16 protein-coding genes are annotated in these 26,013 nt (G+C 72.8%); 6 read left to right on the forward strand and 10 right to left on the reverse strand.

Annotated elements, in window-relative coordinates:
* Window positions 1–144: 144 nt before the first annotated feature.
* Entirely contained in the window at window positions 145–2,550 is a 2,406-nt protein-coding gene (locus HTZ82_RS26385; RefSeq protein WP_175411877.1) for an ABC transporter family substrate-binding protein, read from the reverse strand.
* A 258-nt stretch (window positions 2,551–2,808) separates the two neighbouring features.
* Between HTZ82_RS26385 and HTZ82_RS26390 the strand changes: the two genes are divergently transcribed.
* The 5 genes from HTZ82_RS26390 to HTZ82_RS26410 all read left to right on the forward strand — a co-directional run bounded on the left by HTZ82_RS26390 (window position 2,809) and on the right by HTZ82_RS26410 (window position 9,170).
* Window positions 2,809–3,054 carry a hypothetical protein gene (locus HTZ82_RS26390; RefSeq protein ID WP_175411878.1) on the forward strand — a complete coding sequence of 82 codons (246 nt, stop codon included), beginning with the start codon at window positions 2,809–2,811 and terminating at the stop codon, window positions 3,052–3,054.
* 186 nt (window positions 3,055–3,240) lie between these two features.
* Window positions 3,241–4,071 carry a hypothetical protein gene (locus HTZ82_RS26395; RefSeq protein ID WP_175411879.1) on the forward strand — a complete coding sequence of 277 codons (831 nt, stop codon included), beginning with the start codon at window positions 3,241–3,243 and terminating at the stop codon, window positions 4,069–4,071.
* On the forward strand, window positions 4,071–6,002 hold the full coding sequence (locus HTZ82_RS26400) for a fumarate reductase/succinate dehydrogenase flavoprotein subunit (protein WP_175411880.1): 1,932 nt from the start codon (window positions 4,071–4,073) through the stop codon (window positions 6,000–6,002). Before HTZ82_RS26395 ends, HTZ82_RS26400 begins: the two co-directional genes overlap by 1 nt.
* On the forward strand, window positions 5,999–6,769 hold the full coding sequence (locus tag HTZ82_RS26405) for a succinate dehydrogenase/fumarate reductase iron-sulfur subunit (protein ID WP_175411881.1): 771 nt from the start codon (window positions 5,999–6,001) through the stop codon (window positions 6,767–6,769). Before HTZ82_RS26400 ends, HTZ82_RS26405 begins: the two co-directional genes overlap by 4 nt.
* A 217-nt stretch (window positions 6,770–6,986) precedes the next feature.
* On the forward strand, window positions 6,987–9,170 hold the full coding sequence (locus HTZ82_RS26410) for a TPM domain-containing protein (protein ID WP_175411882.1): 2,184 nt from the start codon (window positions 6,987–6,989) through the stop codon (window positions 9,168–9,170).
* Window positions 9,171–9,269: 99 nt separating this feature from the next.
* Here HTZ82_RS26410 and HTZ82_RS26415 read toward each other — a convergent pair whose 3' ends face one another.
* The 7 genes from HTZ82_RS26415 to HTZ82_RS26445 form a co-directional block, all read right to left on the reverse strand.
* Entirely contained in the window at window positions 9,270–11,918 is a 2,649-nt protein-coding gene (locus HTZ82_RS26415) for a SpoIIE family protein phosphatase (RefSeq protein ID WP_175411883.1), read from the reverse strand.
* Between the two features lie 147 nt (window positions 11,919–12,065).
* Window positions 12,066–12,503, reverse strand: a complete 438-nt coding sequence (locus HTZ82_RS26420; RefSeq protein ID WP_175411884.1) for an ATP-binding protein — start codon at window positions 12,501–12,503, stop codon at window positions 12,066–12,068.
* 150 nt (window positions 12,504–12,653) lie between these two features.
* Window positions 12,654–13,085, reverse strand: a complete 432-nt coding sequence (locus tag HTZ82_RS26425) for a (deoxy)nucleoside triphosphate pyrophosphohydrolase (RefSeq protein ID WP_175411885.1) — start codon at window positions 13,083–13,085, stop codon at window positions 12,654–12,656.
* Between the two features lie 27 nt (window positions 13,086–13,112).
* Window positions 13,113–13,292 (reverse strand): SPOR domain-containing protein, encoded by a 180-nt coding sequence (locus HTZ82_RS26430; RefSeq protein WP_175411886.1) that lies wholly within the window; start codon window positions 13,290–13,292, stop codon window positions 13,113–13,115.
* A gap of 214 nt (window positions 13,293–13,506) precedes the next feature.
* Window positions 13,507–14,262 carry a GntR family transcriptional regulator gene (locus HTZ82_RS26435; RefSeq protein ID WP_175411887.1) on the reverse strand — a complete coding sequence of 252 codons (756 nt, stop codon included), beginning with the start codon at window positions 14,260–14,262 and terminating at the stop codon, window positions 13,507–13,509.
* Between the two features lie 184 nt (window positions 14,263–14,446).
* A complete protein-coding gene (locus tag HTZ82_RS26440) occupies window positions 14,447–15,496 on the reverse strand; it encodes a DUF4190 domain-containing protein (protein WP_175411888.1) in 1,050 nt (349 codons plus the stop codon).
* 240 nt (window positions 15,497–15,736) lie between these two features.
* Complete coding sequence (locus HTZ82_RS26445; protein ID WP_175411889.1) at window positions 15,737–17,320, reverse strand: S8 family peptidase; 1,584 nt, start codon at window positions 17,318–17,320, stop codon at window positions 15,737–15,739.
* A 177-nt stretch (window positions 17,321–17,497) separates the two neighbouring features.
* Between HTZ82_RS26445 and HTZ82_RS26450 the strand changes: the two genes are divergently transcribed.
* The gene (locus tag HTZ82_RS26450) at window positions 17,498–18,625 is read left to right on the forward strand and encodes a pyridoxal-phosphate dependent enzyme (RefSeq protein WP_175411896.1); all 1,128 of its coding nucleotides are present in this window, start codon (window positions 17,498–17,500) and stop codon (window positions 18,623–18,625) included.
* A gap of 91 nt (window positions 18,626–18,716) precedes the next feature.
* Here HTZ82_RS26450 and HTZ82_RS26455 read toward each other — a convergent pair whose 3' ends face one another.
* Both HTZ82_RS26455 and HTZ82_RS26460 read right to left on the reverse strand, forming a co-directional pair.
* Complete coding sequence (locus HTZ82_RS26455) at window positions 18,717–19,817, reverse strand: hypothetical protein (protein WP_175411890.1); 1,101 nt, start codon at window positions 19,815–19,817, stop codon at window positions 18,717–18,719.
* A 3-nt stretch (window positions 19,818–19,820) separates the two neighbouring features.
* Window positions 19,821–26,013: RHS repeat-associated core domain-containing protein (locus tag HTZ82_RS26460; RefSeq protein ID WP_375540863.1), on the reverse strand; the 6,193-nt coding region annotated here is incomplete at its 5' end.

The raw sequence follows: 26,013 nt of genomic DNA on the forward strand, positions 1-26,013 counted from the left end.
AGTACGCCCGCCGGGCGGACGCGCCACGGCTGTGTCCTATGGTACGGGGCTGCCGCGCACTCGGCCTCCGGGGCATGATCGTGCCCGCCGGCGCGGCCGGCGGGCAACGGATCCGAGCGGATTGTGCGCTTGTTCGCTACGGCTTCACTTCTTCTTCGGCGCCGCGAATCCGATGTTCTCGTAGCGCGGCGTCGCGAAGCCGAAGGCGCCCGCGTTCACCACGTTCTTCTTGACGGCCACGAGCTGCGGCCGCTGGTAGAGGGGGATGGAGCCGGCCGCGGCCCAGATGCGGGCGTCGGCCTGCCGTACGAGGTCGCGGGCGGCCTTCTCGTCCAGCTCGGCAGCCGCCTGCTCGAAGAGCTGGTCGATGTGGTCGGTGCCGACGCGCGTGTAGTTCTGCTCCACCAGCAGCGAGCCGTCCGTCGCGGGTTCGGGCTTGGCGAAGATCGGGCGGCCGTCGGTGGCCGGGTAGGCCGTGCCGGGCCAGGAGTACAGGGCCAGGTCGTAGTCGCCGGAGGCGATGTGGTCCTTGAAGAAGCTGTCGTCCGGGACCTTGGTGATCTCCGTACGGATACCGATGCGGTCCAGCATCGAGGAGATCTTGTCGCCCACGGTGCGCAGCGCCTCGGAGCCGGGGCCCGAGGGGAGGACGAAGCGGAGCGTGAGGGGCTTGCCGTCCTTGCCGAGGGGGCCCGCGGCGGCCTCGGCTCCGGCTCCGGCCTCAGGGGACGCGGACTGGCCGGACGACGCCGGGGCGGCGGTGCCGCGCGGGGCGTAGGCGCCGGGGGCGCCGCCGGCCTTGGGCTCGTCCGCTTCGCCGGCGGTCTCGTCGCCGGCCGCGGCGGCTGTGGCAGCCCCCGGAGCGCTGAGCGCGCCGGTCACCGCGCGCGCCTGGGCGAGGAGCAGGGCGCTGTGGACCGCGGCCGCCGGGGCCGGGGCCAGGACGTATGTGCCGGGCCTGTCGTCGGCGGCCGGCTTGTCGGCGGCCGGCTTGTCGTCGCCCACGATGTACAGGCCCTCGTCGGACGCCAGGTCCGCCGCCGCCGCCTTGGCGGGCGACGCGGAAGCGGAGGCGGAAGCGGAAGCGGCGGCCGAGGCCTGCCCGCCCGCCGCCGGCGACGCCGCGCCCGACGCCTCGGCGCCCGCCTTCGTACCGTCCTCCGGCGCGGCGGTGGCGCGGGCCCCGGCCTTGGTCCAGCCCGCGTCGGCCAGCAGGGCCAGGGCCTCCTCCGTGTCCTGGCCGCCCAGCGCGCCGCTGCTGTCGGCGTACGCGTCCTGCCCGGCGAGCGCCAGGTGCGAGCCGACCGGCTCGGCGGGCAGCCCCAGCGGGGCGAGCACCGCCTCGGCCAGCTCGCGGCGGTCCAGGGCGCGGGCCACGGCGCGGCGCACCCGCTCGTCGGCGAGCGGCCCGGACTCGCCGTTCAGGGCGAGCTGGGTGTACGCGGGCTCCAGGGTCCGCCGTACGACGTAGCCGCGCAGCGCCCGCTGTTCGGCCGCGTACGCCGCGACGGCCCGCTGCGTGCGCTCCCGGGCCTCGCGGGCCTCGGCGGCCTTGTCCTCGTCGGAGCCGTTGGCCAGCGCCCAGGACTTCAGGGCGGCCGACGGGGTCAGGTCGGCGGCGGGCCCGTGGGCCGGGGGCTGCCCGTGTGCGGCGCTCTTGGCCTCCTTCGCGGCGCGGGCGATGCGCTCGGCGGTCGCCGGGTCGACCTCCGCGAGGTGGACGGTGCCCTTGGCCAGCGCGGCGGCCCGCTCGGCGCGCGGTACGGCCCGCAGCACCAGCGTGTCGAGCTTGGCGGGCCGCCCCCACCAGCGCGGGTTGCGGACGAGCGTCGCGGTGCCGGCCTTGGTGTCGAGGGACTTGAGCCGGAACGGTCCCGCGGACCCGGCGAGCCTGGTGCGGGCGCCGTCGTTGAACGCGTCCGGCGACCCCATGACCTCCTTGGGATACAGCGGCGAGAACAGCGCGCGCCAGTCGGCGTACGGCTTGCCGAAGGTGACCCGGACCTGGAGGTCGTCGGCGCCCCGCTCGATCTTCTCGATCCGTTCGTACCCGGCGTTGCGCGCGGTCCAGAAGGCGCTGTTCCTGCCGCTGAGGGCGCGCCACTGGGCGACGAAGTCGGGGGCGCCGATCTCGCGGCCGTCGCTCCACACCGCCTGCTGGTGGAGCTTGTACAGCACCACCTGCTTGGGCTCGCGCTCGACGACCTCCGCCGACTCCAGGTAATCCGTGTTGAGCTGCGGCCGCCCCCGCTCGTCGAGGGTGAAGAGGGCGGGCAGGACGGCTCCCGCGATCCGGGCGGTGGCCGCGTCGGCGTCGGCCTGGAAGGCGTTGAGGGTGCTGGGCAGGGCGTCGACGGCCCAGCTCAGGGTTCCGCCGTCGGCGACCTGGGCGCGCGCTGCGGGTGCGATGTCCGCGGGTACGGCCTTGACGGCAGCGTCGGCGCCGTCGCCGGAGCCGCAGCCGGCGAGTACGGATACGGCGAGCACCCCGCTCATGAGGAGCGCGGCGGACCGGGCGGACCGGGGTGCGCCGGCGGCGACCTGGGGCATGGCTTGTACCTCTTCATCCGGATTGCGGGAATTTAGAGATGATCACACCTATTGCCCATACACTGAAAAGGATGGGACGGGTGGGACGTCGGCGACACGACGACATCGCCGCCGAAACCACCCGTGCGGCGCAATGTGTCCGGAACGGCGCGCACGGAAGAGTGGAATCCGTGCACGCCGCTTCACAATGGGGGAAGTGACACGCGACACTCTCAGGCGCGTGTTGGCCACCCGCGATCGCGGAAGTGAGGGCAACAGATGTCGCTTCAGGACGATGTGACCGCCGTCAAGCGCTGCCTCGACGAACTGGTCCGCTCGGTCGACCGGCTGGAGAAGGACCTCGCGGCGGAGAAGCGGGGCGGGCAGCGGACGGGTGAGAAGCCCGAGGCCGCGCCGGGGCGCCCCGAGGAACTGGTGACCATCCCGGACACGCCGTACGACGCCTCGCTGTGGCGGGACTCCGACGACGAGGGCCTGGGCTCCCGCGACCGCCACGCCCCGTGACGGCCGCGGTCACCCGACCGCCACACCGCAGGACCGCCTGACCGCTCGGACCCGCTCAGCCCGCTCGGACCCGCTTCGGCCCGCTCAACCTCGCTCAGCCCCGCTCAGCCCGCTCAACCTCGCTCAGCCCGCTCAGCCCCGCTCGGCCCGCTCGCCCAGGACACCCGTCACCCCCGGGAGACCTCGTTGGCCACAGGTACCGAACCACCCTCCGTCGACCCGGGCCGAGGCGGCGTCCACAGCGCCGCACGCGCCGCCATCGCGCCCGGCCACCTCCGTACGGACCGGTGGTGGCTCGCGCCCGCGGCCACCGCCGCCGGACTGCTCGTCTTCGTCGTGTACTCGACATGGCGGGCCTTCGCGAACAGCGACTACTACGCGGCGCCCTACGTCTCGCCGTTCTACTCGCCCTGCCTCGCCGAGAACTGCGTCCCCATGAAGGCGGGACCCAACTGGGAGATCTTCGGCAGCTGGTGGGGGCTCTCGCCCGCGCTGCTGATCCTGGTCTTCCCGCTCGGCTTCCGGCTGACCTGCTACTACTACCGCAAGGCCTACTACCGGGGCTTCTGGGCCTCTCCCCCGGCCTGCGCGGTCGCCGAGCCGCACGGCGCGTACACCGGCGAGACCCGCTTCCCGCTGGTCCTGCAGAACGCGCACCGGTACTTCTTCTACGCCGCCGTGCCGGTCGCCGTCATCCTCACGTACGACACGGTGCTCGCCTTCCGGGACGCCTCGTACGCCTGGGGCCACATGGGCCTCGGAACGCTCGTCTTCCTCGTCAACATCGTGCTGATCTGGGCGTACACCATCTCCTGCCACTCGTGCCGGCACATCGTCGGCGGGCGCCTGAAGCACTTCTCGAAGCATCCGGTCCGGTACCGGATGTGGACCTGGGTCGGCCGGCTGAACGCCCGCCACATGCAGCTCGCCTGGGCGTCGCTGCTGAGCGTGGGCCTCGCCGACTTCTACGTGTACCTGCTCGCGACCGGTGCCTTCGACGACCCGAGGTTTTTCTGATGACGCAGACGGAACGGCAGCAGTGGGACGTCGTCGTGGTCGGTGCGGGCGGCGCCGGGCTGCGCGCCGCGATCGAGGCGCGGGAGCGGGGCGCCCGTACGGCCGTCATCTGCAAGTCGCTGTTCGGCAAGGCGCACACGGTGATGGCCGAGGGCGGCATCGCGGCCGCGATGGGCAACGTCAACGCGGGCGACAACTGGCAGGTCCACTTCCGCGACACCCTGCGCGGCGGCAAGTTCCTCAACCAGTGGCGGATGGCCGAGCTGCACGCGCGCGAAGCGCCCGACCGGGTGTGGGAGCTGGAGACATGGGGCGCGCTGTTCGACCGTACGAAGGACGGGCGGATCTCGCAGCGCAACTTCGGCGGCCACGAGTACCCGCGGCTCGCGCACGTCGGCGACCGGACGGGCCTGGAGCTGATCCGTACGCTCCAGCAGAAGACGGTCGCGCTCCAGCAGGAGGACTTCACGGAGTACGGGGACTACGAGGCGCGGCTGAAGGTCTTCCAGGAGTGCACGGTCACGCGGATCCTGAAGTCCCCGGACGGCAGGGTCTCGGGTGTCTTCTGCTACGACCGCGAGTCCGGCCGCTTCTTCGTGCTGGAAGCCCCCGCGGTCGTCCTCGCGACGGGCGGGATCGGCAAGTCGTTCAAGGTGACGTCCAACTCGTGGGAGTACACGGGCGACGGGCACGCGCTGGCGCTGCTCGCCGGGGCGCCGCTGCTGAACATGGAGTTCGTGCAGTTCCACCCGACCGGGATGGTCTGGCCGCCGTCCGTGAAGGGCATCCTCGTCACCGAGTCGGTGCGCGGCGACGGCGGTGTGCTGCGGAACTCCGACGGCAGGCGGTTCATGTTCGACTACATCCCCGACGTCTTCAAGGACAAGTACGCGGAGACGGAGGCGGAGGGCGACCGCTGGTACGACGACCCGGACCACAACCGGCGCCCGCCCGAGCTGCTGCCGCGCGACGAGGTGGCGCGGGCCATCAACACCGAGGTGAAGGAGGGCCGCGGCTCCCCGCACGGCGGGGTGTACCTGGACATCGCGAGCCGCCTTCCGGCGGAGGAGATCCGGCGCCGGCTGCCGTCGATGTACCACCAGTTCAAGGAGCTGGCGGACGTCGACATCACGGCCGAGAACATGGAGGTCGGGCCGACCTGCCACTACGTCATGGGCGGCGTGGCCGTGGACTCGGACACCGCCGCGGCGGTGGGCGTGCCGGGGCTGTTCGCGGCGGGCGAGGTGGCCGGCGGGATGCACGGCTCGAACCGGCTGGGCGGCAACTCTCTGTCGGACCTGCTGGTCTTCGGGCGCAGGGCGGGCCTGTACGCGGCGGAGTACGCGGCCGGGCTCGCGGCTGCGCGGCCCGCGGTGGACGAGGCGCGCGTGGACGAGGCGGCGGCGGAGGCGCTGCGCCCGTTCGGCGCGGCGGAGGAGCCCGGTGGGGCCGGTGAAGCGGGCGGCGGCGGCCCGGTCGAGAACCCGTACACCCTCCACCAGGAACTCCAGCAGACGATGAACGACCTGGTGGGCATCATCCGGCGCGCGGAGGAGATGGAGCGGGCGCTGGAGAAGCTGGCCGAGCTGCGGAAGCGGGCGGAGCGTGCCGTGGTCGAGGGCCACCGGCAGTTCAACCCGGGCTGGCACCTGGCGCTCGACCTGCGGAACATGCTGCTGGTCAGCGAGTGCGTGGCGCGGGCGGCCCTGGAGCGCACGGAGAGCAGGGGCGGGCACACCCGGGAGGACCATCCGGCGATGGACCGGGAGTGGCGGCGGGTGAACCTGCTGTGCCGGCTCGCGGCGGCCCGCGACGGCGCCTGGATCGATCTCGAACGGGTGGCCACCGAGCCCGTACGGGCGGACCTGCTCGCCCTGTTCGACAAGGAGGAGCTGGTCAAGTACCTCGCCGATGAGGAGCTGCACGCATGACGTCGTACGAGGCTCACTTCAAGGTGTGGCGCGGGGACGCGCGGGGCGGCGCCCTGCAGGACTTCTCCGTGGAGGTGAACGACGGCGAGGTCGTCCTGGACGTCATCCACCGGCTCCAGGCGACCCGGACGCCCGACCTGGCGGTCCGCTGGAACTGCAAGGCCGGCAAGTGCGGCTCGTGCAGCGCCGAGATCAACGGGCGGCCGCGGCTGCTGTGCATGACGCGGATGTCGGTGTTCACCCGGGAGGAGACCGTGACGGTGACACCGCTGCGGGCGTTCCCGGTGGTGCGGGACCTGGTGACGGACGTGTCGTACAACTATGCGAAGGCGCGGGAGGTCCCGGCGTTCGTACCGCCGCCGGGGATGGCGCCGGGCGACTACCGGATGCACCAGATGGACGTGGAGCGGGGGCAGGAGTTCCGCAAGTGCATCGAGTGCTTCCTGTGCCAGGACACCTGCCATGTGGTGCGGGACCACGAGGAGAACAAGGCGGCCTTCGCGGGCCCGCGCTTCCTCATGCGCGTCGCGGAGCTCGACATGCACCCGCTGGACGCGGCCGCCGAGACGGGCCTGGACCGCAAGCGCACGGCCCAGGAGGAGCACGGGCTGGGCTACTGCAACATCACCAAGTGCTGCACGGAGGTCTGCCCCGAGGGCATCAAGATCACCGACAACGCGCTGATCCCGCTGAAGGAGCGGACGGTGGACCGCAAGTACGACCCGCTGGTGTGGCTGGGCAGCAAGATCCGGCGGCGGGGCGAGTGAGGAGGAGGGCTACACCGGTTCGACTCTCACGGCGGAGCCCGCCAGCAGAAGAGCGCGGGCGGCGGAGATGAGCTCGTCGTCCGTGTGAACGAGCCGGATCCTGAGAAGCGCCCAGTCCCACAGGGCCGCAGCTCGTGCCCCGTCGTGCTGGGTTCCATGCGAGGCCGGGACCGTCGTCCGGTCGCGGGGGTACCGGGGGCGGCTTAGCCTCGCTGGTGTGACGCGGAGAGCCGCCGGGGTCCTCGGGGCCCTGCTTCTGGTGGTGGCGTGGTGGCTGGTGGGGCCCGCCGCCGGGGGCGGGCGCGCCGAGGAGCCGGGGCCGCTGGCCGCGCAGGGGCAGATCACCGACCGCGTGGACGCCCTGAGCGTGCGGGCGCAGGACGTGGCGCGGGCGCTGGACGCGCTGTACGACGAGCACCGGCTGCGGCTGTTCGTGGTGTACGTACAGGACTTCTCCGGGCGGTCGGGGCAGGAGTGGGCCGAGGCGACGGCGAACCGCAACGGGCTGGGCGCGAACGACGTGCTGCTGGCGGTGGCGACACAGGACCGGCGGTACGGGTACGCGGCGGATCCCGGCGGCCGGTTGTCGCCGGGTCAGCTCGACGACGTGGCCCGTGTGGCGGTGGAGCCCGCGCTGCGCGAGAACGACTGGGCCGGGGCGGCGATCGGCGCGGCGGAGGGGTACGGGGCGGTGCTGGCGGGGCGTCCGGTGCCCGAGCCCGTGGTCACGCCGGGCCCGCCGGACCCGGGGGCGGACGGCACGTCCGGTGCGGACCTGGTGCTGCCGGTGGTGCTGGTCGCCGGGGCGGCGGCGCTGGCCGCGTACGGGTACGTGAAGCGGCGGCGCCGTACCGAGACCCGTACGACGCCGCACGGCGGGGTGCAGCCGCCGGACTTCGCGGAGCTGGACGCGCGGGCCGGCACGGCGCTGGTCGCGGTGGACGACGCCGTACGCACCAGCCGCGAGGAGCTCGGGTTCGCCGTGGCGCAGTTCGGCGACGAGGCGGCGCGGCCGTTCGCCGAGGCGCTGGCATACGCGGAACGGGAACTGGCGACGGCGTTCCGGCTCCGGCAGCAGGTGGACGACGGGTACCCGGCGGACGAGGTGACCCGGCGGGCGATGCTGGAGGAGATCGCCGCGCGGTGCGCGGACGCGGACCGCCGCCTCGACGAGGAGGCCGCCGCGTTCGACCGCCTCCGCGACCTGGAGCGCAACGCCCCGGACGTCCTGGCCGCCGCCGAAACCACGCCGGCCGATCTGTCGGGCCGCGTCGACACGGCGGATGCGGCCCTCGTGGCGATGCGCCGCCGCTACGCCGAGTCGGCTGCGGCCCCGGTCTCGTCGGCCCCGGAACAGGCCCGCGAACGCCTCGCCTTCGCCACCGACAACCTGGCCCGGGCCCGCGAGGCCCTGCCACCACCGCCCACGGCCGAGACGCCGCCCGGGGAAACCGGGGCGACCGAGGGCGGTGGCCCGCGGGCCGTCCCCGGGCCGGGTACCGAGGGTGAGGCGGTGAGCAGTGCGGCCGGCGCGGCCGACGCCGTCGGGGAGGGGCCCCGGGGCGTGGGAGCCGGGACGGGACCGGGTACCGGGGCGGTGCCCGGGGCCGCTGTGGCCGCTGTTCATGTGCGGGCCGCCGAGGGGGCGTTGGAGCAGGTGGCGCGGCTGGTGGAGGCGGTGGACCGGCGGGCCCGTGAGCTGGCCGAGGCCGCAGGGAAGCTGCCGGGGGCGCTGGCCGACGCGGAGGCGGACCTCGCGGAGGCACGGGAGGCGCTGAAGGGGCTGCCCGAGGGCGCGGCGGCGGTCGAGCTGCGGGGGCGTATCGCCCGGGTCGAGTCGGTCACCGGGGACGTACGCCGGGCGGTGGACGCGGAGCGGTACGACCCGGTCGACGCGCTGCGCCGGGTCGAGGAGGCGGACGCGGCACTCGACGAGGCGCTGGACCGGGAGCGGCGGGACGCCCGGCGGGCGCGCGCGTTCCTCGAACAGGCGCTGCTGACGGCGCGTTCGGCGGTGGGCGCGGCGGACGACTACGTGACCACGCACCGGGGCGCCGTGGGCAGCCAGGCCCGCACCCGCCTGGCCGAGGCACGACGACGGCTCGCGGAGGCACAGGAGCCGGAGGAGGCACAGGAGCCGGAGGGCGAGTCGCCCGGGCTGGGCGGCGCGTTGCGGGCGGCGCAGGAGGCCGGTGCGCTCGCCCGGGAGGCGCAGGGCATCGCCGAGCAGGACGTACGGCTCCACGGGGCGGCCGCCGCCGGTCCCGGCGGTGCCGTGCTGGGCGGGATCCTCCTCGGCGGGCCGCTCGACGACGGCGCCCGGCAGCGCGGCGAGACCCGCGCGCCCGGGCGCTACGGCGGCGCGGGGACACGCGGGCGGCTGGGCGGCGGCCGCTTCTGACGCCCGCGCGCCGCGGGCCTGGTCGGCCCCGGCTCCGGACCGGACCCGGACCCGCAGCCCACAGGACATCCGTTCGGCTTCGTACCGCCGGACGTCCGCTCAGAACATGCTCAGGAGCTGGTCCACCGTCGGCTCGCCCGCCGACCCGTCGCCGTGCGGGAGGCCCAGTTCGAACCAGACCGTCTTGCCGCGCGGCGTGCGGCGCGAACCCCAGCCGGCGCTGAGGAGGCCGACGAGCTGGAGCCCGCGGCCGCCCTCGTCCGTGTCGCGGGCGCGGCGGCGCCGCGGCTGGACCAGGCCGGCGTCCCACACCTCGCACACCAGCGTGCGGTCGCGCAGCAGCCGCAGCCTGATCTCGCCCTCGCCGTACCGCAGGGCGTTGGTGACGAGTTCGCTGACGAGCAGTTCGACCGTGTCGATCAGGGACTCCAGCCCCCAGTCGGTCAGCCGCCCGCGTGCCAGCTCGCGCGCCCGTCCCACCGAGCGCGGCTCGCGCGGCAGCCGCCAGTCGCCGACGGCCTCGGCAGGGAGGCCGCGGATGCGGGCCATCAGCAGCGCGATGTCGTCCTGGCCGTGCCGGGTGTCGAGGGTGCCGAGGACGTGGTCGCAGACGTCCTCCAGCGGCCGCCCCGCGTCGGCGAGGGCGCGGCGGAACGCCTGGAGGCCCTCCTCCAGCGGGTGGTCGCGGGACTCCACGAGCCCGTCCGTGTACAGCGCCAGCAGCGCGCCCTCCGGCAGCTCGACCTCGACCTCCTCGAACGGCTCCCCGCCGACGCCCAGCGGCATCCCCGGCGGCACGTCGAGCAGCAGCGCCTCCTCGCCCGGCTCCACCAGCACCGGGGGCAGGTGGCCGGCGTTGGCGAACGTACAGCGGCGGGTGACCGCGTCGTACACGGCGTACACGCACGTCGCGAGGTACACCTCCGACAGCTCGGGTCCCCGCGACCCGCGTGCCGACCGCGACGACTGCGCCCCGATGGGCGCGCCCAGGCCGCGGGCGATCTCGTCGAGGTGGGACAGCACCTCGGCGGGCTCCAGGTCGAGCTGCGCCAGGGTGCGTACGGCGGTGCGGAGTTCGCCCATGGCGACGGCGGCGCGCAGGCCGCGCCCCATGACGTCGCCGACGACGAGGGCGGTGCGGTGTCCGGGGAGTTCGATGACGTCGAACCAGTCGCCTCCGACCTCGGTGGCGGCGTTGCCCGGCAGGTAGCGGCAGGCGATGTCGAGGCCGGCCGCCTCCGGGTCGCCGGGCGGCAGCAGGCTGCGCTGGAGGATCAACGCCCGCTCGTGCTCGCGCCGGTAGAGGCGGGCGTTGTCGATGCAGACGGCGGCGCGTGCGGCAAGTTCGACGGCGAGCGCCCGGTCCCGCTCCCCGAAGGGCTCGCTGCCCTTCGTACGGGAGAACTGGACGAGTCCGACGACGGTGTCGTGCGCGACCATCGGCACGGCGAGGGTCGACTGGACGAGGTCGCCGTCCGGGGCGGCGACGACCTGGGGCCGGCCGGTGCGCAGCGCCTTGGCGCAGGGCGAGTTGAACGGGTAGCGGTGTACGGCTCCGACCTGCGTCGGCCCGGTGTCGCAGCACGCCCCGTCGGGCGGCGTGGCAGCCGTGGCGCCGGTGGCGGCCGTGGCGCCGGTGGCGCCGGTGCCGGTCGCTGCCGCAGCCGCCGGCGCCGGCACGTGCGCCGGCACTGGCGTGTTTGCCGTACCGCCCGTCAGCAGCGCGTCGGACACCGCGCTGGCGAAGGCGACCCTGCGCAGTTCGGCGGTGGGCCCCGCGGGCTGCCCGGGCGGGGCCTCGTCGCCGGTGAGGAGACCCTGGTAGAGGTCGACGGACGCGAGGTCGCAGAAGCCGGGTACGGCGACGTCGAGGAGTTCGCGTGCGGTGGTCTCCAGGTCGAGGGAGTTGCCGATGCGGGCGCCGGCCTCGTTGAGGAGGGCCAGGTTGCGGCGGGCGCTGGCGGCCTCGCGGGCGGCGTTGTCGCGGCGTGTGACGTCGATACCGAGCCCGGCGACGCCGATCGGGCGGCCGGCGCCGCTGTGGACGCGGTACAGGTTGATGGACCAGTGGCGGCGGTCGGTGCCGCCCGGGACGGCGCCGGCGATCTGGAGGTCGGTGACGGCCTCGCCGGTCTCCAGGACCTGGCGGAGCGCGGCGGTCATCCGGTCCGCCTCGGCGCGCGGCAGGTAGTCGTGGACGGTGCGGCCGCGGTGGTCGTCGGCGCTGCCGCCGAAGACGGTGGCGAACCGCTGGTTGGCCCGCTGGACCGTCAGATCCGTGCCGAACAGCAGGAAGCCGAAGGGCGATTGACCGAAAATGGCCTGTGACGACGCCAGGTCTGTCTCTATCCGGCGTAGGGCGCGTACGTCGACGGCGATGCAGAGCGCGCCGCGTTCGCCGTGCTCCGTCTCGGTCGGCATGACGTACACCTCGGCGAGGCCGTGTGCGTAGCGCTCCCCCGGGATGCGGAAGGGGACGAGGCCCGTCCACTCCTTGCCGTCGAGGATCTCGGCGACCTTGCGGTGGCCCCTGGGGCGGAGTTCGGCGGGGATGAAGGCCTCGACGGGGTCCATGCCCCGTACGTCGTCGGCCGGGATCCCGAACAGTTCGGCGGCCCGCAGACTCCACTGGTCGACCAGCCCGTCGGGGCCGATGGAGAAGGACGCGACTCTGATGTAGTCGTAGATCGAGCCAGGCGGGCTGCTCTGCCACATGACGCCGTTCGCCGTCTCAGGTATCTCGCTCATGCGACCGTCCCCTCCAGCTCACCGCACCGGACCGGCCATTCCCGCAGTATTCAGCACTACGGCCCGTGTCGGCACGCCGTTCACGATCACAGGGTGGTCTCGTTCGTTTCAAGCCGAGCCTGCGGTGATCGTTGTCCCTTCCCTCTTCTAACCCGGGAGGGCCAGCTCGAACCACACCGTCTTGCCCGACCTGCCCTTACGGGTGCCCCAGCGGCGTGCGGTGCAGGCGACGAGCTGCAGTCCGCGGCCGCCCTCGTCGTCGGGTCCCGCGGTGCGCGCGTGGGGCGGATCCGGAAGTGGATCGGACACCTCCACGAGGAGGGCCGGGCGGGAGCTGCGGGACACGTAGGGGTCGTCGTCGGGCGGTACGCGCACGAGCCGCACCCCGATCGGACCGTAGGCGTACCGCAGGGAATTGGTCACGAGCTCGCTCACCAGCAGCACCGTCACATCGCCGAGTGCGGCGTCGAGCTGCCAGGCGCGGAGGGTGTCGCGGACGACATGGCGGGCGGTGCGCACCGAGTCGAGCTCACCGGGGAAGGTCCACTCGACGCATTCGCCTTCTGTGTCGATCACGCCGCTCACTTCCCCGGACCACGAGCAGACCACGTCCGATTTCGGGTGGTTAATCAGCACATACCCGATATTGGGGGCGGCGTATCGCGCGGGCGGGCGCATGGTGGCACGAACGGCGTACGGATGGGGCGGCGCGCGCCCTCTGCGCCCCACGCCGCGTCAGGTCCGCGTGGGGGCCTCCGGGGCGGAAGGGATGTCGGGGTCGGGGAGGCGGCGTACGGCTTCGATGACGGCGGGGACGTCCTGATCCAGCCAATCGACGCTGTCCCATTCCCGGCGGGACAGCCAGCGCAGTGCGTCGTGGTCCTGGAGGGGGCGCGGCTCACCGGAGAGCACGCGCGCGGTCCACACCCGCAGGACGTAGCCGGGCCGCAGCGGCCACTCGCCGGGGATGCGCTCCCCCGGCTCCACCTCGATGCCCAGCTCCTCGCGCAGTTCGCGCACGAGGGCCTGGCGCGGCGTCTCGCCCGGCTCCAGCTTGCCGCCGGGCAGCTCCCAGCGGCCGGCCAGCTCGGGAGGCGCGCTGCGGCGCGCGGCGAGCAGCCGCCCCTGGTCGTACACGGCTCCGGCGACCACGACTCGATCCGTCATGCGCCGGAGCGTATCCGGCCGCCCGAGTCAGCGGGCGGGCTCCCCGATGCGCTCGATCCAGTAGAGCTGCTTGTGTCCGCGCACGTCGAGGCGGTCCGCGACCTGCTGCGCCTCGTCGCGTGTGGCGTACCGGCCGACCCGGTACTGGTTGCCGTTGTCGTCCTGCCGAATGACCTGCCAGAGCAGAGTCGTACTGCTGTCAGGCATCACACCGCTCCCCCCGCCGGGTCGCATGTCTCGAAGGATTCCGATGAAACCGCAATCCGCATATGCCTGAGCCTACGCCTGACATTCACACAGCGGATATGGGTTGACACAAAGAGACACACTTCAAGCCAGTGGACACACGGAAGAAGGGGGCGCACCCGACCAGGTACGCCCCCATATACCGTCCCTAACCGGGACATTCACGTTTTCCGGATCAGCGCACCGGCAGGTGGTACGCGACGCGGTAGCGGTCGGCGGGAATGACGACGTCGGCCGTCTCGACCGCTCGCCCCGACGCGTAGAACGTACGCTCCACGACGACGACCACATGGCCCGGTACGCCGCCGAGTGCGAGCAGCTCCTCCGCCAGCCCCGGCCGGGCGCCGACCTCCTCCACCATGTTGTCCACGACGATGTCGATGGCGGCCATCCGCTCGACGACGCCACAGCCGCCCAACGGTCCCTCCTCGGGGAGCATGACGGGCGTCCGGCCCGTGACGGCCAGCGGCTCCCACGACGTGGAGAGCATCATCGCCTCGCCCGCGTCCCGGAAGACGTAGTGCGTGCGCATCACCGGGTCGCCGGGCTCGATACCGAGCCTGGCGGCGATCTGCGCGTCCGCCGGCTCCCGCTCGCTGCTGGACTCCCACGTTCCGCGCACGCCGTCGGCGGCCTGCTCCTGACGGAAGGGGTTCGTGGACCCGTTCGCCGGGCGGTAGCCGGAGCGGGCGATGCGGCGCGGGACGGGGCGCTCGCGCACATACGTCCCCGAACCGGAGCGGCCCTCGACCAGACCCTCGGCCATGAGGACCTTGCGGGCCTCCAGGGCGACCGTGTCCGAGACCCCGTACTCCTCGCGGATGCGGGCCTGCGAGGGGAGCCGGGTGTGCGGCGGCAGCGAGCCGTTGACGATCTTCTTGCGGAGATCGCTCGCAACGCGCAGATAGGCGGGCTGCTCACCGAAAGTCACGGGCCACTCCCATCAGGTTGACAGACAGCAACAGAGTCGCAACCCAGAGTTCGGCGCCGCAAGCGTGGGCCAGAGTTTCACCCGAAGTGATGAAGTGCTGTTTGGGAGGGGGCTTACCCGGGGTAGGGCGCGCCGTACCGGCGGTACGGCGCGCCCTGGGCCCTCACGTCCGGGCGCGGCGCCGTCAGCTCGCGGGCACCACCGGGGGCGTGCTCGCGAGGTTCAGCGCGGCGCGCGCGTCCTTGCCGAGGTCGTTCGGGATCGCGTCGAAGGCGACGTCGTAGTGCTCCCAGTACGCGTCGGGGTCCGCCGCGTCCGCCGCCTTCGCCCAGTGCTTGCGCGCCGACTCCAGCTGCTTGACCAGGTCGGCGACCGGCTTGGCGGAGGCACCGGGGTAGGTGTGGCCCTGGAGCCCGGCGATCGCGCCACCCACGGCCTTCTCGACCTCGGCGGCCCACTTCGTGTTGGCGGCCAGATCGGCGTCCGGGTCGGCCTCGGGCTGCTCGTACAGCGCCGTGTCGATCGGGTTGACCGCCTTCAGGAAGGCCAGCTGATCCTTGGTCAGGGTCTTCGCGTCGCTGCGCAGCGAGCCGGTGAGCTTGCCCTTGTCGGCGGCGAACGCACAGGTCACCGTGCGGTCGCGGAGGGTGCGCCAGCTCTCCTCGGTCGGGTGGTAGTAGAACGTCACGGCGTTCTGGGGCACCGCCCAGGTGTCCATCGCGTACGCCTCGCCGATCGTGGAGCAGCGCGCCTCGGCCTGCTTCTCGATCTCCTTGACCGGCGGGTACGTGTCACCCTTGAGCTGGAACGCGCCGGTCACCTCGGCGTCGTGCGGCTCGGCGCACTTGACGCTCTTGACCAGCTCGACCTCCTGCTCCTCGACGGTGCCGCCGGGCTGGTTGAAGCAGTCCCCGGTGCGCAGGCTGAACGCGGAGCTGGAGCTGGCCACCTCGTCGGTGACCTCCTTGGCCTCGTCGATGACCTTCTGGAACGCTCCGGTGGCGAAGCCGGCGGCCACGAGCACGGTGCTGACGGCCGAGAGGACCATGCCGGCGACGGCCAGGCCCTTGCCGCGCTGCCGCTCGCGCTTGATCCGGCCGAGCGCGACCGCGCCGAGTATGAGGCCGAGCGGCGGCACGCAGCAGACGATGCCGGTGACGAGCGAGGCGACGGCGAGGCCGCTGGTTCGCGCCGGAGGCTGAGGCACGGGGTAGCCCTGCGGGGACGATGACACGGGCGGTGCTCCTGTCGGGGGCAAGGGACGAACAAACGTATGAGCGGCGCGCATCGTACGCGTTCGGGAGCGGGCCTCCTAATGCGCCGGCTCACGCACCGGCCGTCACCACCACCGCGCGGGAAGAGGGGCGGCCGCCGGGAAGGCGTCCGCCCCTCTCGTTCGTCACCTGGTCAGGCGCTCGCCGCGCTCAGGCGTTCGCCGCGCTCAGGTGCTGATGCGCTCAGGTCCTGATGCGCCTCAGAACTGCAGCGCCCAGGAGTCGATCTTGCCGGTGTCCCACCAGGCGTTGTCGCTCACCCGCAGCTTCCACGTGCCGTTCGCGGTCTCCGAAGAGGCGTCGACGGTGTACGTGGTGTTGATGTTGTCGCTGCTGCCGCCGGTGCCGTAGTCCTTCAGCATGTACGCGGTGCCGTCCGGCGCGACGAGCTGGACACGCAGGTCACCGATGTACGTGTGCTGGATGTTGACCTCGACCTGGAGGGCGGACGGCGCGTTGCCCGAGACGCCCGTGACGGAGATCGGCGACTCGACGGTGGAGTTGTCGTTGATCGCGTAGTCGGCGGTGTTCTCGAAGCGGTCGCCGGTGGGCGGCGGGGGCTCGTCGCCGCCACTGCCGACGTACAGCAGCCGGTTCGGGGAGCCGGAGCCCGGGCTGCCGACCACACCGCTGGTGGCGGCGGAGGTCAGGGCCGAGGACACCTGCGACGGGGTCGCCGACCGGTTGTTGGCCAGGTACAGCGCGGCCGCTCCGGCGACGTGCGGGGCCGCCATCGACGTACCGGAGATGGTGTTGGTGGAGGTGTCGCTGCTGTTCCACGCCGAGGTGATGGACGAGCCCGGCGCGAAGAGGTCCAGGATGCTGCCGTAGTTGGAGAAGCTGGAGCGGGAGTCGGAGCTGGTGGTCGAGCCGACCGTGAGGGCCTCGGCGACCCGGGCCGGCGAGTAGTTGGACGCGTCGCGGTTGTCGTTGCCGGCGGCGACGGCGTACGTGATGCCGGCGGCGATCGAGTTGCGTACGGCGTTGTCGAGGGTCGTGTCGGCGCCGCCGCCGAGGCTCATGTTGGCGACGGCCGGCTTGACCGCGTTCCGCGTCACCCAGTCGATGCCGGCGACGACCCCGGCGGTGGTGCCGGAGCCCTGGTCGTTGAGCACGCGGACGCCGACGATCTTGGCCTTCTTGGCGACGCCGTACGAGGAGCCGGCGACGGTGCCGGCGACGTGGGTGCCGTGGCCGTGGCCGTCCTGGGCGGTGTTGTCGCCGTCGACCGCGTCGTAGCCGTAGGAGGCGCGGCCGCCGAAGTCGTTGTGGGTGATGCGGACGCCGGTGTCGATGATGTACGCGGTGACGCCCTCACCGCCCGGGTCGGGGTAGGTGTAGCTGCGGTCGAGCGGCAGGTTCCGCTGGTCGATCCGGTCCAGGCCCCAGGACGGCGGGCTGGGCTGGGTGCCGTTGATCGTGAAGACGCGGTCCTGGACGACGGACTCGACGGCCGGGTCGGCGGCGAGCTTCTTCGCCTGGGCCTCGGAGAGTTCGACGGCGTAGCCGTTGAGGGCGGCCGTGTAGGTCTTCTTGATCTTCGCGCCGTAGCGCTTCGCGAGGTTCTTGCCGGACGCGCCGTCCGAGTCGGCGCGGGACTCGTCGAGGGTGACGACGTAGCTGCCGGGCACGGCGTTCGCGTCGCCCGCGTACTGGATCACACCCTCCGGTGCGGTGTCGGCCGCGGCGGCGGGGAGGGCGGAGACGGAGCCGAGGGCGAGGGCGGCGACGGCTATGGCACTGGCCGCGGCGAATCTCCGCCGCGACGTACGCATCACGGACATGTGAGGGGTCCTCCTCATTGGTGGTGCGCTGCTGTGGGGGTGTAGTGCACATGACAAGCCGAACGCCGGATGAAGCTCCCCTGTACGGCACCGGCCCGTCAGCCGAAAGATTGACGGATCCATAGGAATCACACAAGAGTGCTGAACCGCCGTTAACACGTGTGTCGCACAACCGTCATGCTGTCCGGCATGACCACAGACGAGACCTACCTCTGCCCGGATTGCGGAGTCCGATCACCCGTTTCGGAGCTGACCTGGCACTGTCCCCGGTGCGGGGGCCCGTGGGACCTCGACTTCACGGCCGCCCCGGTGGACCGCTCGGCGCTCGCCGGCCGCGTGAACTCACTCTGGCGTTACGAGGAAGTCCTGCCGCTCCCGGCCGTTCCGGCCCCGCACGCCTCACTCGGCGAGGGCCGCACACCGCTCGTCGCCCTGACGGACGGCGTCTCGGCCAAGCTCGACTACCTGATGCCGACGCTGTCGTTCAAGGACCGGGGCGCGGTCCTGCTGGCCGAGCTGGCGTCACGGCTCGGGGCGCGCCGCGTCGTCGCGGACAGCAGCGGCAACGCGGGCACGGCCGTCGCGGCGTACGGCGCACGGGCCGGGCTCGACTGCACGGTGTACGTCCCGGAGGCCACGTCCCCGAAGAAGCTGGAGCAGATCGCGGCGCACGGGGCACGGCTGGAAATCGTCCCCGGAGACCGGGAGGCCACGGCGCAGGCGGCGCGCGCGGCGGCGGACGAGCCGGGCGTGTTCTACGCGTCGCACGTCTACAACCCGTACTTCCTGCACGGCACGAAGACGTACGTGTACGAGCTGTGGGAGGACCTGGGCGGGCGGCTGCCCGACACGCTCGTCGTCCCCGCCGGCAACGGCACGCTGCTGCTGGGCGCGGCCCTCGCGACGGCCGAACTGCACGCGCACGGCCTGATCCCGCGGCGCCCCGCCCTGCTCGCCGTCCAGGCCGCCGCGGTGGCCCCGCTGGCGGAGGCGTACGCCGCGGGGGCGGACACCGCGACCGCGGCCCCGGCCGCGCCCACCCTGGCGGAGGGCATCGCCATCACGGCCCCGCCCCGGGCCCGGCAGATCCTCCGGGCGGTACGGGAGTCGGGCGGCGGCTTCCGCACGGTGACGGAGGACCAGATCCGCGACGCACAGCGGGACCTGGCGTCCCGCGGCCTGTTCGTGGAACCGACCAGCGCGGTGTGCTGGGCGGCGGTACGGGCGGAGCCCCCGGCGGGCAGCGCGGTGGTGCCGCTGTGCGGCGCGGGCGCGAAGACGGGACTGGCACCGGCGGTCCGCTGAACGCGCCGGACCCGCCTGCCTACGCGCGCGTGAGGCCCCTCCGTCACGGGAACCGGCACGAAGGGGCCTCACTCAGAGGTGGCGGTTTCGCTCAGGCGCCGTCCACGGCGCCCGCCGGCGGCTGGACGAACGCGCGGACGCGCGCGTCGTCGCCGTGCCGGCACAGCACCCTGCCCGCCGTGCCGTCGAGGGCGCAGGCCACCACGCCGCCGGCGGCCGCCAGCAGCAGACGGCCGCCCACGAACCCGGCCGCGTTCAGCCGGGCGCGCGACTCGGGCACGCCGAGCAGCCCGGCGAGCCGGGCACGGAGGGGCGTGCGCCGCCAGGGGCCGCCCGCGCGGGACGTCCACAGTTCGGCGCCGTAGGTGACCGCGTACGCCGTGCGGGCCGCGTCCACGTACTGCTCGGCCACGGCGTCGTCGCGCCGCAGCCGTACCGTCGACCACATGCCGCTCCGCCGGTCGACCGCGTGCAGCACCTCGTACTCGAACGCCTCCCCGTACGAGGCGTTGGCGACCAGCACGTCCCCGTGGAACGCCCCCTGCTCCAGGCGGCCCGCCGACGGGTCGATGCCCGCCGGGAGCAGCCGGTCCCGCAGCGGCCGCGCGGGCCCCTGGGCGGGCAGCGGCAGCTCCGTGACGGTGCCGCCCGCCACGTCCACGGCGAACAGGGCGGGGCGCATCTCCAGGACGGACGCGGCGGCCGGCGCCCCGGTGGCCCCCACGACGTGCACCGTGGTGCCCTGGGAACCCACCACCCACATCATGCTGACGTCCGCCGGCATCGGCACCGGCCGCCACGCGTCGGCACCCCACGGCAGGGCGTACAGGTCGCCGTCCAGCCGCTCCGGGTACCGCCGCTCCCCGACCACGGCCAGGGCCGTGCCGTCGGCGGCGACACCGCTGACGAGCGCCGGGGCCGGCCCGCCCGGGGTCACCGGGACGGGCCGCAGGTCCGACGCGTCGGCGGAACGCCCGGTCAGGAGCGGCACATCGCTCTCCTGGACCCGGGCCACGACGCTCAGCCCGCGCTCGTGGCGCACCGCACGGCGGGGGGTGCCGATGGCCCCCCGCGTGTCCCCGGGCACGGGGCCCAGCCGGCGCAGTCCGCCGGCTCGTATCTCTGCGAAGGAGACACCCGCGGTGTCCGCCACGAGGACGGACACCGCGTGCTCCTGTGACTGTGCGGTCACCGGCTAGAACAACCCTCCGAGGAAATCGCCGACCTTCCGTCCGACGGTACTGCCGGCGATGGCTCCGCCGACACCGCCCACGATGCCGCCGATCGCCGCGCCCGCCGCCGTACCGACACCCGGTACGACGCTGCCGATGGCGCCGCCGACCCACGCGCCCGCCACGGCACCGGCCTTGGCGCCGGCCAGGCCGCCGGCGATGCCGCCGGTCTCGCGGGCGGCGGTCCGCACCTTCTCGCCCTCGGGTGCCGTCACCGTGTTGTACACACCGATGCCGACGTCCAGGCCGAGGAGGCCGCGGCCGCCCCACTTGGTCATCTGGTTGATCCGGTTGACCTTGGGGTTGGTCTTGGCCGCGCTCTCGACGATCTGCTTGTCCGATTTCCCGCGCTCGTTGCTGAGGAAGTCGTACGTCGGGAAGTCACGGGCGCCGCGCGCCCGCGGCAGCAGCCAGTCGTCCATCGGGGACCGGTAGAACGACCGCAGCGCGTTCCGCTCGTCGACCGCCCACTGTGCGGCGGCCTTCCAGCCGTACACGCCCGACATGCGCAGCGCGTTCTGGCGGGCGATGGCGTCCGCCTTCTGGTAGGCGGCCCGGCGCGACGCCGCGTCCTCGGTGTACGTGAAGACGAACGCGGTCGTGCCCTGCCAGGCTCCCCAGGCGAGGCTGTTGCCCCAGGTGGCGCTGGTGCCGGCGGTGCCGCTGCTGGAACCGCCGCCGCCGCTGCCCCTAGCGGAGCCGCCGGACGACTTCTTGCCCCCGCCGCCCTTGCCGCTGCTCTTCTTCTTGTCGCTGCTGCTGACGGGGATGCCGCCGCGGCACTCGATCAGGCCTTCGCGGCACTCGGGGACCGCCAGGCCGGTGGAGTCCACCATGGTGGCCGGGTTGTTGCCGGCGTACGCGTAGCCGTTGAGCGACTGCTGCTGCTCGGGGCTGAGCTGCGGGTCGGCGCTGATGAACTGGCCGATGGCCGGGTCGTACTCGCGTGCCTCCACATGGGTGAGCCCGGTGGCGTCGTCGGCGGTCTTGCCGAGGAACCGCTTGTCCGTCGGCCAGGTGCCGACGCCGGTGCCGCGGCGGTCGCCGAACGGTGTGGTCTGGCGCTTGGTGAACGCCTGGGTGGCGTCCGACGCGATGGCCAGGCTCTGCGTACCGTGGTGGTCGCCCGCCAGGTAGTACAGCTTGTTCGTGCCCGACTGGTTGGTGCGCACCGCGACGGCCTGGTCGCCCGCCTTGTAGGTGCGCTGCGCCCATGTCGTGCCGTTCGGCCGCAGATGGACCTCGGTGGCGCCGACGTACAGAATGCGCTCGCCGTCGGCGGCCTTGCGGATGAGCAGCTTGCCGTCCGCGTCGTACAGGTAGTCCGTGGTCTCGGTGCCCTCGGTCAGCTGGGCGAGCTTGCCCTCGTCGTTCCAGACGAGGCTCTGCTGCCCCTTGTCGCCGGGACGGCTGCGCGTGTTGCCCGACGCGTCGTACGCGTAGGTGCGCTGCGGGGCCGCGCAGTCGCCGCCGGTGGTGGTGCCGGCCAGCGTGTGCGGCTGCGCCGGGCTGTTGTAGCAGTATGTGTCGGTGACGGAGGCAGCGGTGTCACGCCGGGTCTCGGTCGCCCGCTGGCCCGCCGCGTTGTACGTCCAGCTGTTCCAGTACGGGGCGGGGCCCGACAGGCTGCTCGCGCTGCGCGGGTCGGCGCAGTTCTGGGACTGCGGGGTCCACGCCTCGGTCATCCGGCGGTGGCCGTCGTAGGCGAAGCACTGGGTCTCCGCCGCGCTCTGGCCGCCGACGACGGTCGGGTCGGCGATCGATGTGACATTGCCTGCCTGGTCGAAGCCGTAGTTGAGGTCCTGCAGCATGTACGGGTGCGTCTGGTCCGTGACATGGCTGCGGGTCAGGCGTCCTGTGCCCTCCTCGTAGGTGTTGGTGACGTAGATCTTCTTGGTGGCCTCGGTGTTCGCCGTGCCGAGGGCGAGCTGCTGCGGCTGTCCGGTGGGTGAGTAGTCGGCGGCGAGGAGGTAGCCGGTGGCGCCGGTGACCTTCTTGACCTGGCCGGTCTCGGTGTAGTCGTAGTCGATGATCTCCGAGGGCAGTCCGCCGAGCGCGGGTTCCTCGATGGACTCGACCTCGCCGTCGATGCGGTGCGCGATGCCGTACTCGATCACGGCCGGCACACCGGCCTTGACCAGCGGGTCGTCGGCCGGGAGCTCCACCTGCGTGGTCGTCGGGTCGGAGAGGCTGTCGTACGCGGTGATGCGCGTCGTGTAGGCCTGGCCCGCCCTGCCGCCGACGAAGCGGGTGAACGTCGACGGCTTGCCCTTCAGGACGGTGTCGTGGGTGCGCTCGGTGAGCTGGTTGGCGTCCGTCCTGGAGCCGGCCCAGGTGCCGGTGACCCGGCCCAGCGCGTCGTACGCGGTGAGGACGGACTTGCCGCGCGAGTCGGTGGTCCTCACGACCCGGTCGAGGGCGTCGTAGTCGTTGGACGACGTGCCCTTGTCGGGGTCGGTGACGGTCTTCTCACGGCCGAACAGGTCGTAGGTGTACGTCCACTTCGTCCCGTCCGGGCCGGTGAGCGACGTCTTCTTGCCGTCCGGGGCGTACGCCGTCCGCACCGACGTGTACGGGGTGCCGAGGGCGCCGCCGTACTGGGTGTCCGACGTGCCGGGGCCCGCGTACTCGCGGACCTCGACGGTGCGGCCGCGGGCGTCGGTGACGGTCCGCTTGCCGACGCCGCCAGCGACGTCGGTGACGGCGGTCGAGTCACCCGTGTACGTGGTGGTCTTCGTCCACTTCTTGACGCCGTAGGTGTACAGCGTGCTGCTGATCTCGCGTCCGGCGCCGTCGAAGACCGTCTCGGACTGCTTGGTCGACTCGCCGTACTCGGCGCGCGTGTACGTGCCGTTGGGCGTGGACGTGGTGTCGAAGATGTCGGCGTGGTTCTCGTACGCCTTGCCCCGGCTGTCGTAGCGGGTCTCGCTCAGCAGGCGGCCGCCCTGGGCGGTCGGGGACTGGGTCTGCACGGTCCGCAGCAGCGCGTCGTAGATCTTGTAGTCGCTGCTGTAGGTGGTGCCGTCCGCCTTCAGCGTGTGGGTGCCCACCGCGGAGGGCTGGGTGTTGCTGATGGCGTACGTGAACTTCTTGCTGGGCGAGTAGCCGGCCGCGCGGTTGCGGTTGGGCAGCCAGACGGCGGTCATGCGCCCGAGCGCGTCGTACGTGATCTCCGTCTTCTTGAGGTTCTTGTCGTACGTGGTGATCTGCTGGCCGCGCAGCGGGTCGAGGAAGGTGACGCCCCGGTGGCCGGCCGCGTCGGTCGTGATGGTCTTCGTGAGCGGGCCCGCGTCCGCCGGCGTGTACGCGGTGCTGGAGGCCTGGCCGAGCGCGTCCTTGGTGGTCAGCGGGCGGCCGAGGGTGTCGTAGGTGGTGGTCTGCGTGGTCTGCCAGCCGGTCGGGGCGCGGTCGCCGTTCGTGTCGGCGGTCGCGGCGTAGCCGGTGGCGCGGCCCTCCCAGGTGGGATTGCCGTCGGTCGGGGTCTGGGCGGCGGTCCAGCCGGTGGCGCCTGTCGTGTCGTAGACCGTGGCGGTGTCGGAGATGACGTCGCCGCGCGTGTCCTTGTTCGCCGGCAGAGTCAGGGCGCTGTCGGCGACGGAGCACGCCTTGCCGACGGTGCGGGTGCGCGACACCAGGTTGGTGATGCCGGCGGCGGGGTTGCGGGCGTACCAGGTGCGGGTGCACGTCTCGTCGCCGCTCTTGGCGGTGTCGCCGTACTCGGTCTTGGTGCTCTCCATGCCGTACGCGTCGAACGTCGTCGCGGTGGCGGTGGAGCGCCAGGTCCCGGGGACGGTGAGGTACGTGTACTCGGTGGTCTTCTGCACCCCGGAGAAGCGGGCGACGCGGTCGGCGGCGTCCGGCACGTCCTGGCGGGCGGTCTCCTTCGACCACGGGTCGTTGACGGTGGATGTGATCGGGGTCGCGCCGTCGTACGAGACGGCCTGACGGAGCTGACCGGCGTACTGCTCGCTGTCCGTGACGGACGCGACGCCGAGTGCGGGTTCGGCCAGCGGGGCGACGGAGACGGACTTGGTGGTGCCGTCCTTCTTCTTGTCGCCGTGCATGCCCTGCATGAACAGCGACACGGCCTTGCTGCGCGTGGTGCCGCGGGCGCCGCTGTAGACGGTGACCTGGCGGTAGCCGCGCCAGTCGGACCAGGTGCGCTCGGCCTTCGGGGTGAGCGGCTCGTCGTTATAGCGCCAGGCGGCGCCGCTGTACGCGTACTCGTGCTCGACGACGTCGTTCATCGCGGCCGGGTCCGAGAGGGTGACGGCCGTGACGCGGTACTTGTGGAACCAGTCGACCGACGCCTCCTCGGCGCCGTTGATGTTCCAGTACTGCGGGTAGCAGTTGCGGGTGTTGGTGTCCTCGGCGGCTCCCATGACCTCGCTGCGGACGCACTCGGTGCCCGACAGGGTGACGGTCGTGATGCCGCCGGTCTCCGAGGTGATCGTGGACAGGCGGGGGCGGGTCAGCGGCAGGATGTTGTCGGTCGCGTCGACGCGGTTGGGCCGCATCTGGTACGTGAACGACAGCGGGTTCAGCGTGATCGCGGTGCCCGTCTTGCCGGTGCGCCGCAGCGACTTCAGGGTCAGGACCTGGTCGCTGGAGTCACCGATGTCGCCGCCGTCGAGGTACTGCTGGGTGAGCGTCCAGGAGTCGACCGGCTTGTGCGTGGACGACGCCGCGTCCCACACGTGGGTGTGGACGGCGGTCAGCCGCTTGCGCGTGAAGAACGACGGCGCGGAGGCGTTGCAGTCGGTGTCGTCCTGCGAGCAGATCGCGTTGAAGGGGACGTCGGGCCAGTTGTGGGCGGTCTCCTTGGTCAGCGAGGAGCAGTCGCTCGCCGTGCACCGCTCGGCGTGGCCGAAGGTGACCTTGGCGTCGGCGTCGTCCGTGAACAGGGCGCCCGCGCGGAGACCGTACGCGATCTCCTTCAGGTAGCCGCCGCGCGTGTAGGCGGCGCTTGCCTTGGTCGCCTTGTTCTTCTTGTAGTAGTTGGTCTCCTTGGCGTACCAGTACGTGGCGGCGTTGCCGTCGGTGTCCTCTACGTAGTCGAGGTTCCAGCGCCAGGCCTGGGTCAGGGAACGGTCGGCGAAGCCGGTGCCGTTGGAGTAGCCGGGCTCGCCGGAGTCGTCGCCGAAGACGGGGACGGTCCAGGTGGAGTGGGTGCGCTGGGTGGTGGCGCCGGCCAGCTTGTTCAGACCGAAGACGTAGCGGGTGCCGTCGCCGGTGACGACGGTCCAGTACTCGCCGTTGTCGTCGCCGTTGTCGGCGCCGGTCGAGCGGGTCACCGTGGACGCGTCGTCGCCCTGGAGCCGCCACTTGCCGGTGGTGTCGTCCTTGACCAGGCGGGACGACTTGCCGTTGAGCATCAGCGTGGCGTTGTCGTACTTCCAGCACTGGTCGTAGACATCCGTGTGGCCGTCGTCGTCGCAGCGGCCGTAGGAGCGCTCGATGTACGACTCGGTGAGCGAGAAGCCCTCACCGACCGAGGTGCCCTGGTTGTTGGTGGTGGCGGTACGGCCGTCCACGCTGCCGGAGTCGTACGACAGGGTCAGCCCGGGGCTCGGCCCGGCCGCCGGTTCCGGGGTCGTGAACTCGTACGACCAGGTGAACGCGCCGGAGCTGGCGCCGGCCTCCCAGGAGGAGGACTCCTTCAGCTCGGTCGCCGAGTAGTCGCCGGTGCCGGCCGGGGATTCGCCCGTGCCTTCGGCGGTCACGGCGAAGACCGCGGTGCTCGTGGCGCTCGTGGCGGCGGTGGCGGTGCGCGCGAGCTGGGTGGCCGGGCCGCTGTCGGCCGGGTCCGTCGTGCTCAGCGCGACGTCGGCCGTGACGGTCTGCTCGCGGACGTCGTTCCGCGACGGCAGAGGGGTCCGCGTACGGCACTCGGGCTTCTCGGGCGTGGTCAGCACGCAGCCGGGCAGGCGGACCAGGCGCAGGCGCTGCGCCCAGCCGCCGCCGACGGCTCCGGCGAAGCCGCCGTAGTCGACGCTGAGTTCGGCACTGCCCGCGGTGTCGGCGGTGGCCGTGAGCAGGACGCCGGTGATGCCCGCGCGTTCGGCGGCCTCCTGGTCCAGGACGGTGACCTCGGCGTCGCCGCGGGCACCGGACGCCGCGGACGCGGCCGGTGCGGACGCGGCCGGTGCTGCGCCC

This window comes from Streptomyces sp. TRM64462 (assembly GCF_013362995.1).
Classification (GTDB): Bacteria; Actinomycetota; Actinomycetes; order Streptomycetales; family Streptomycetaceae; genus Streptomyces.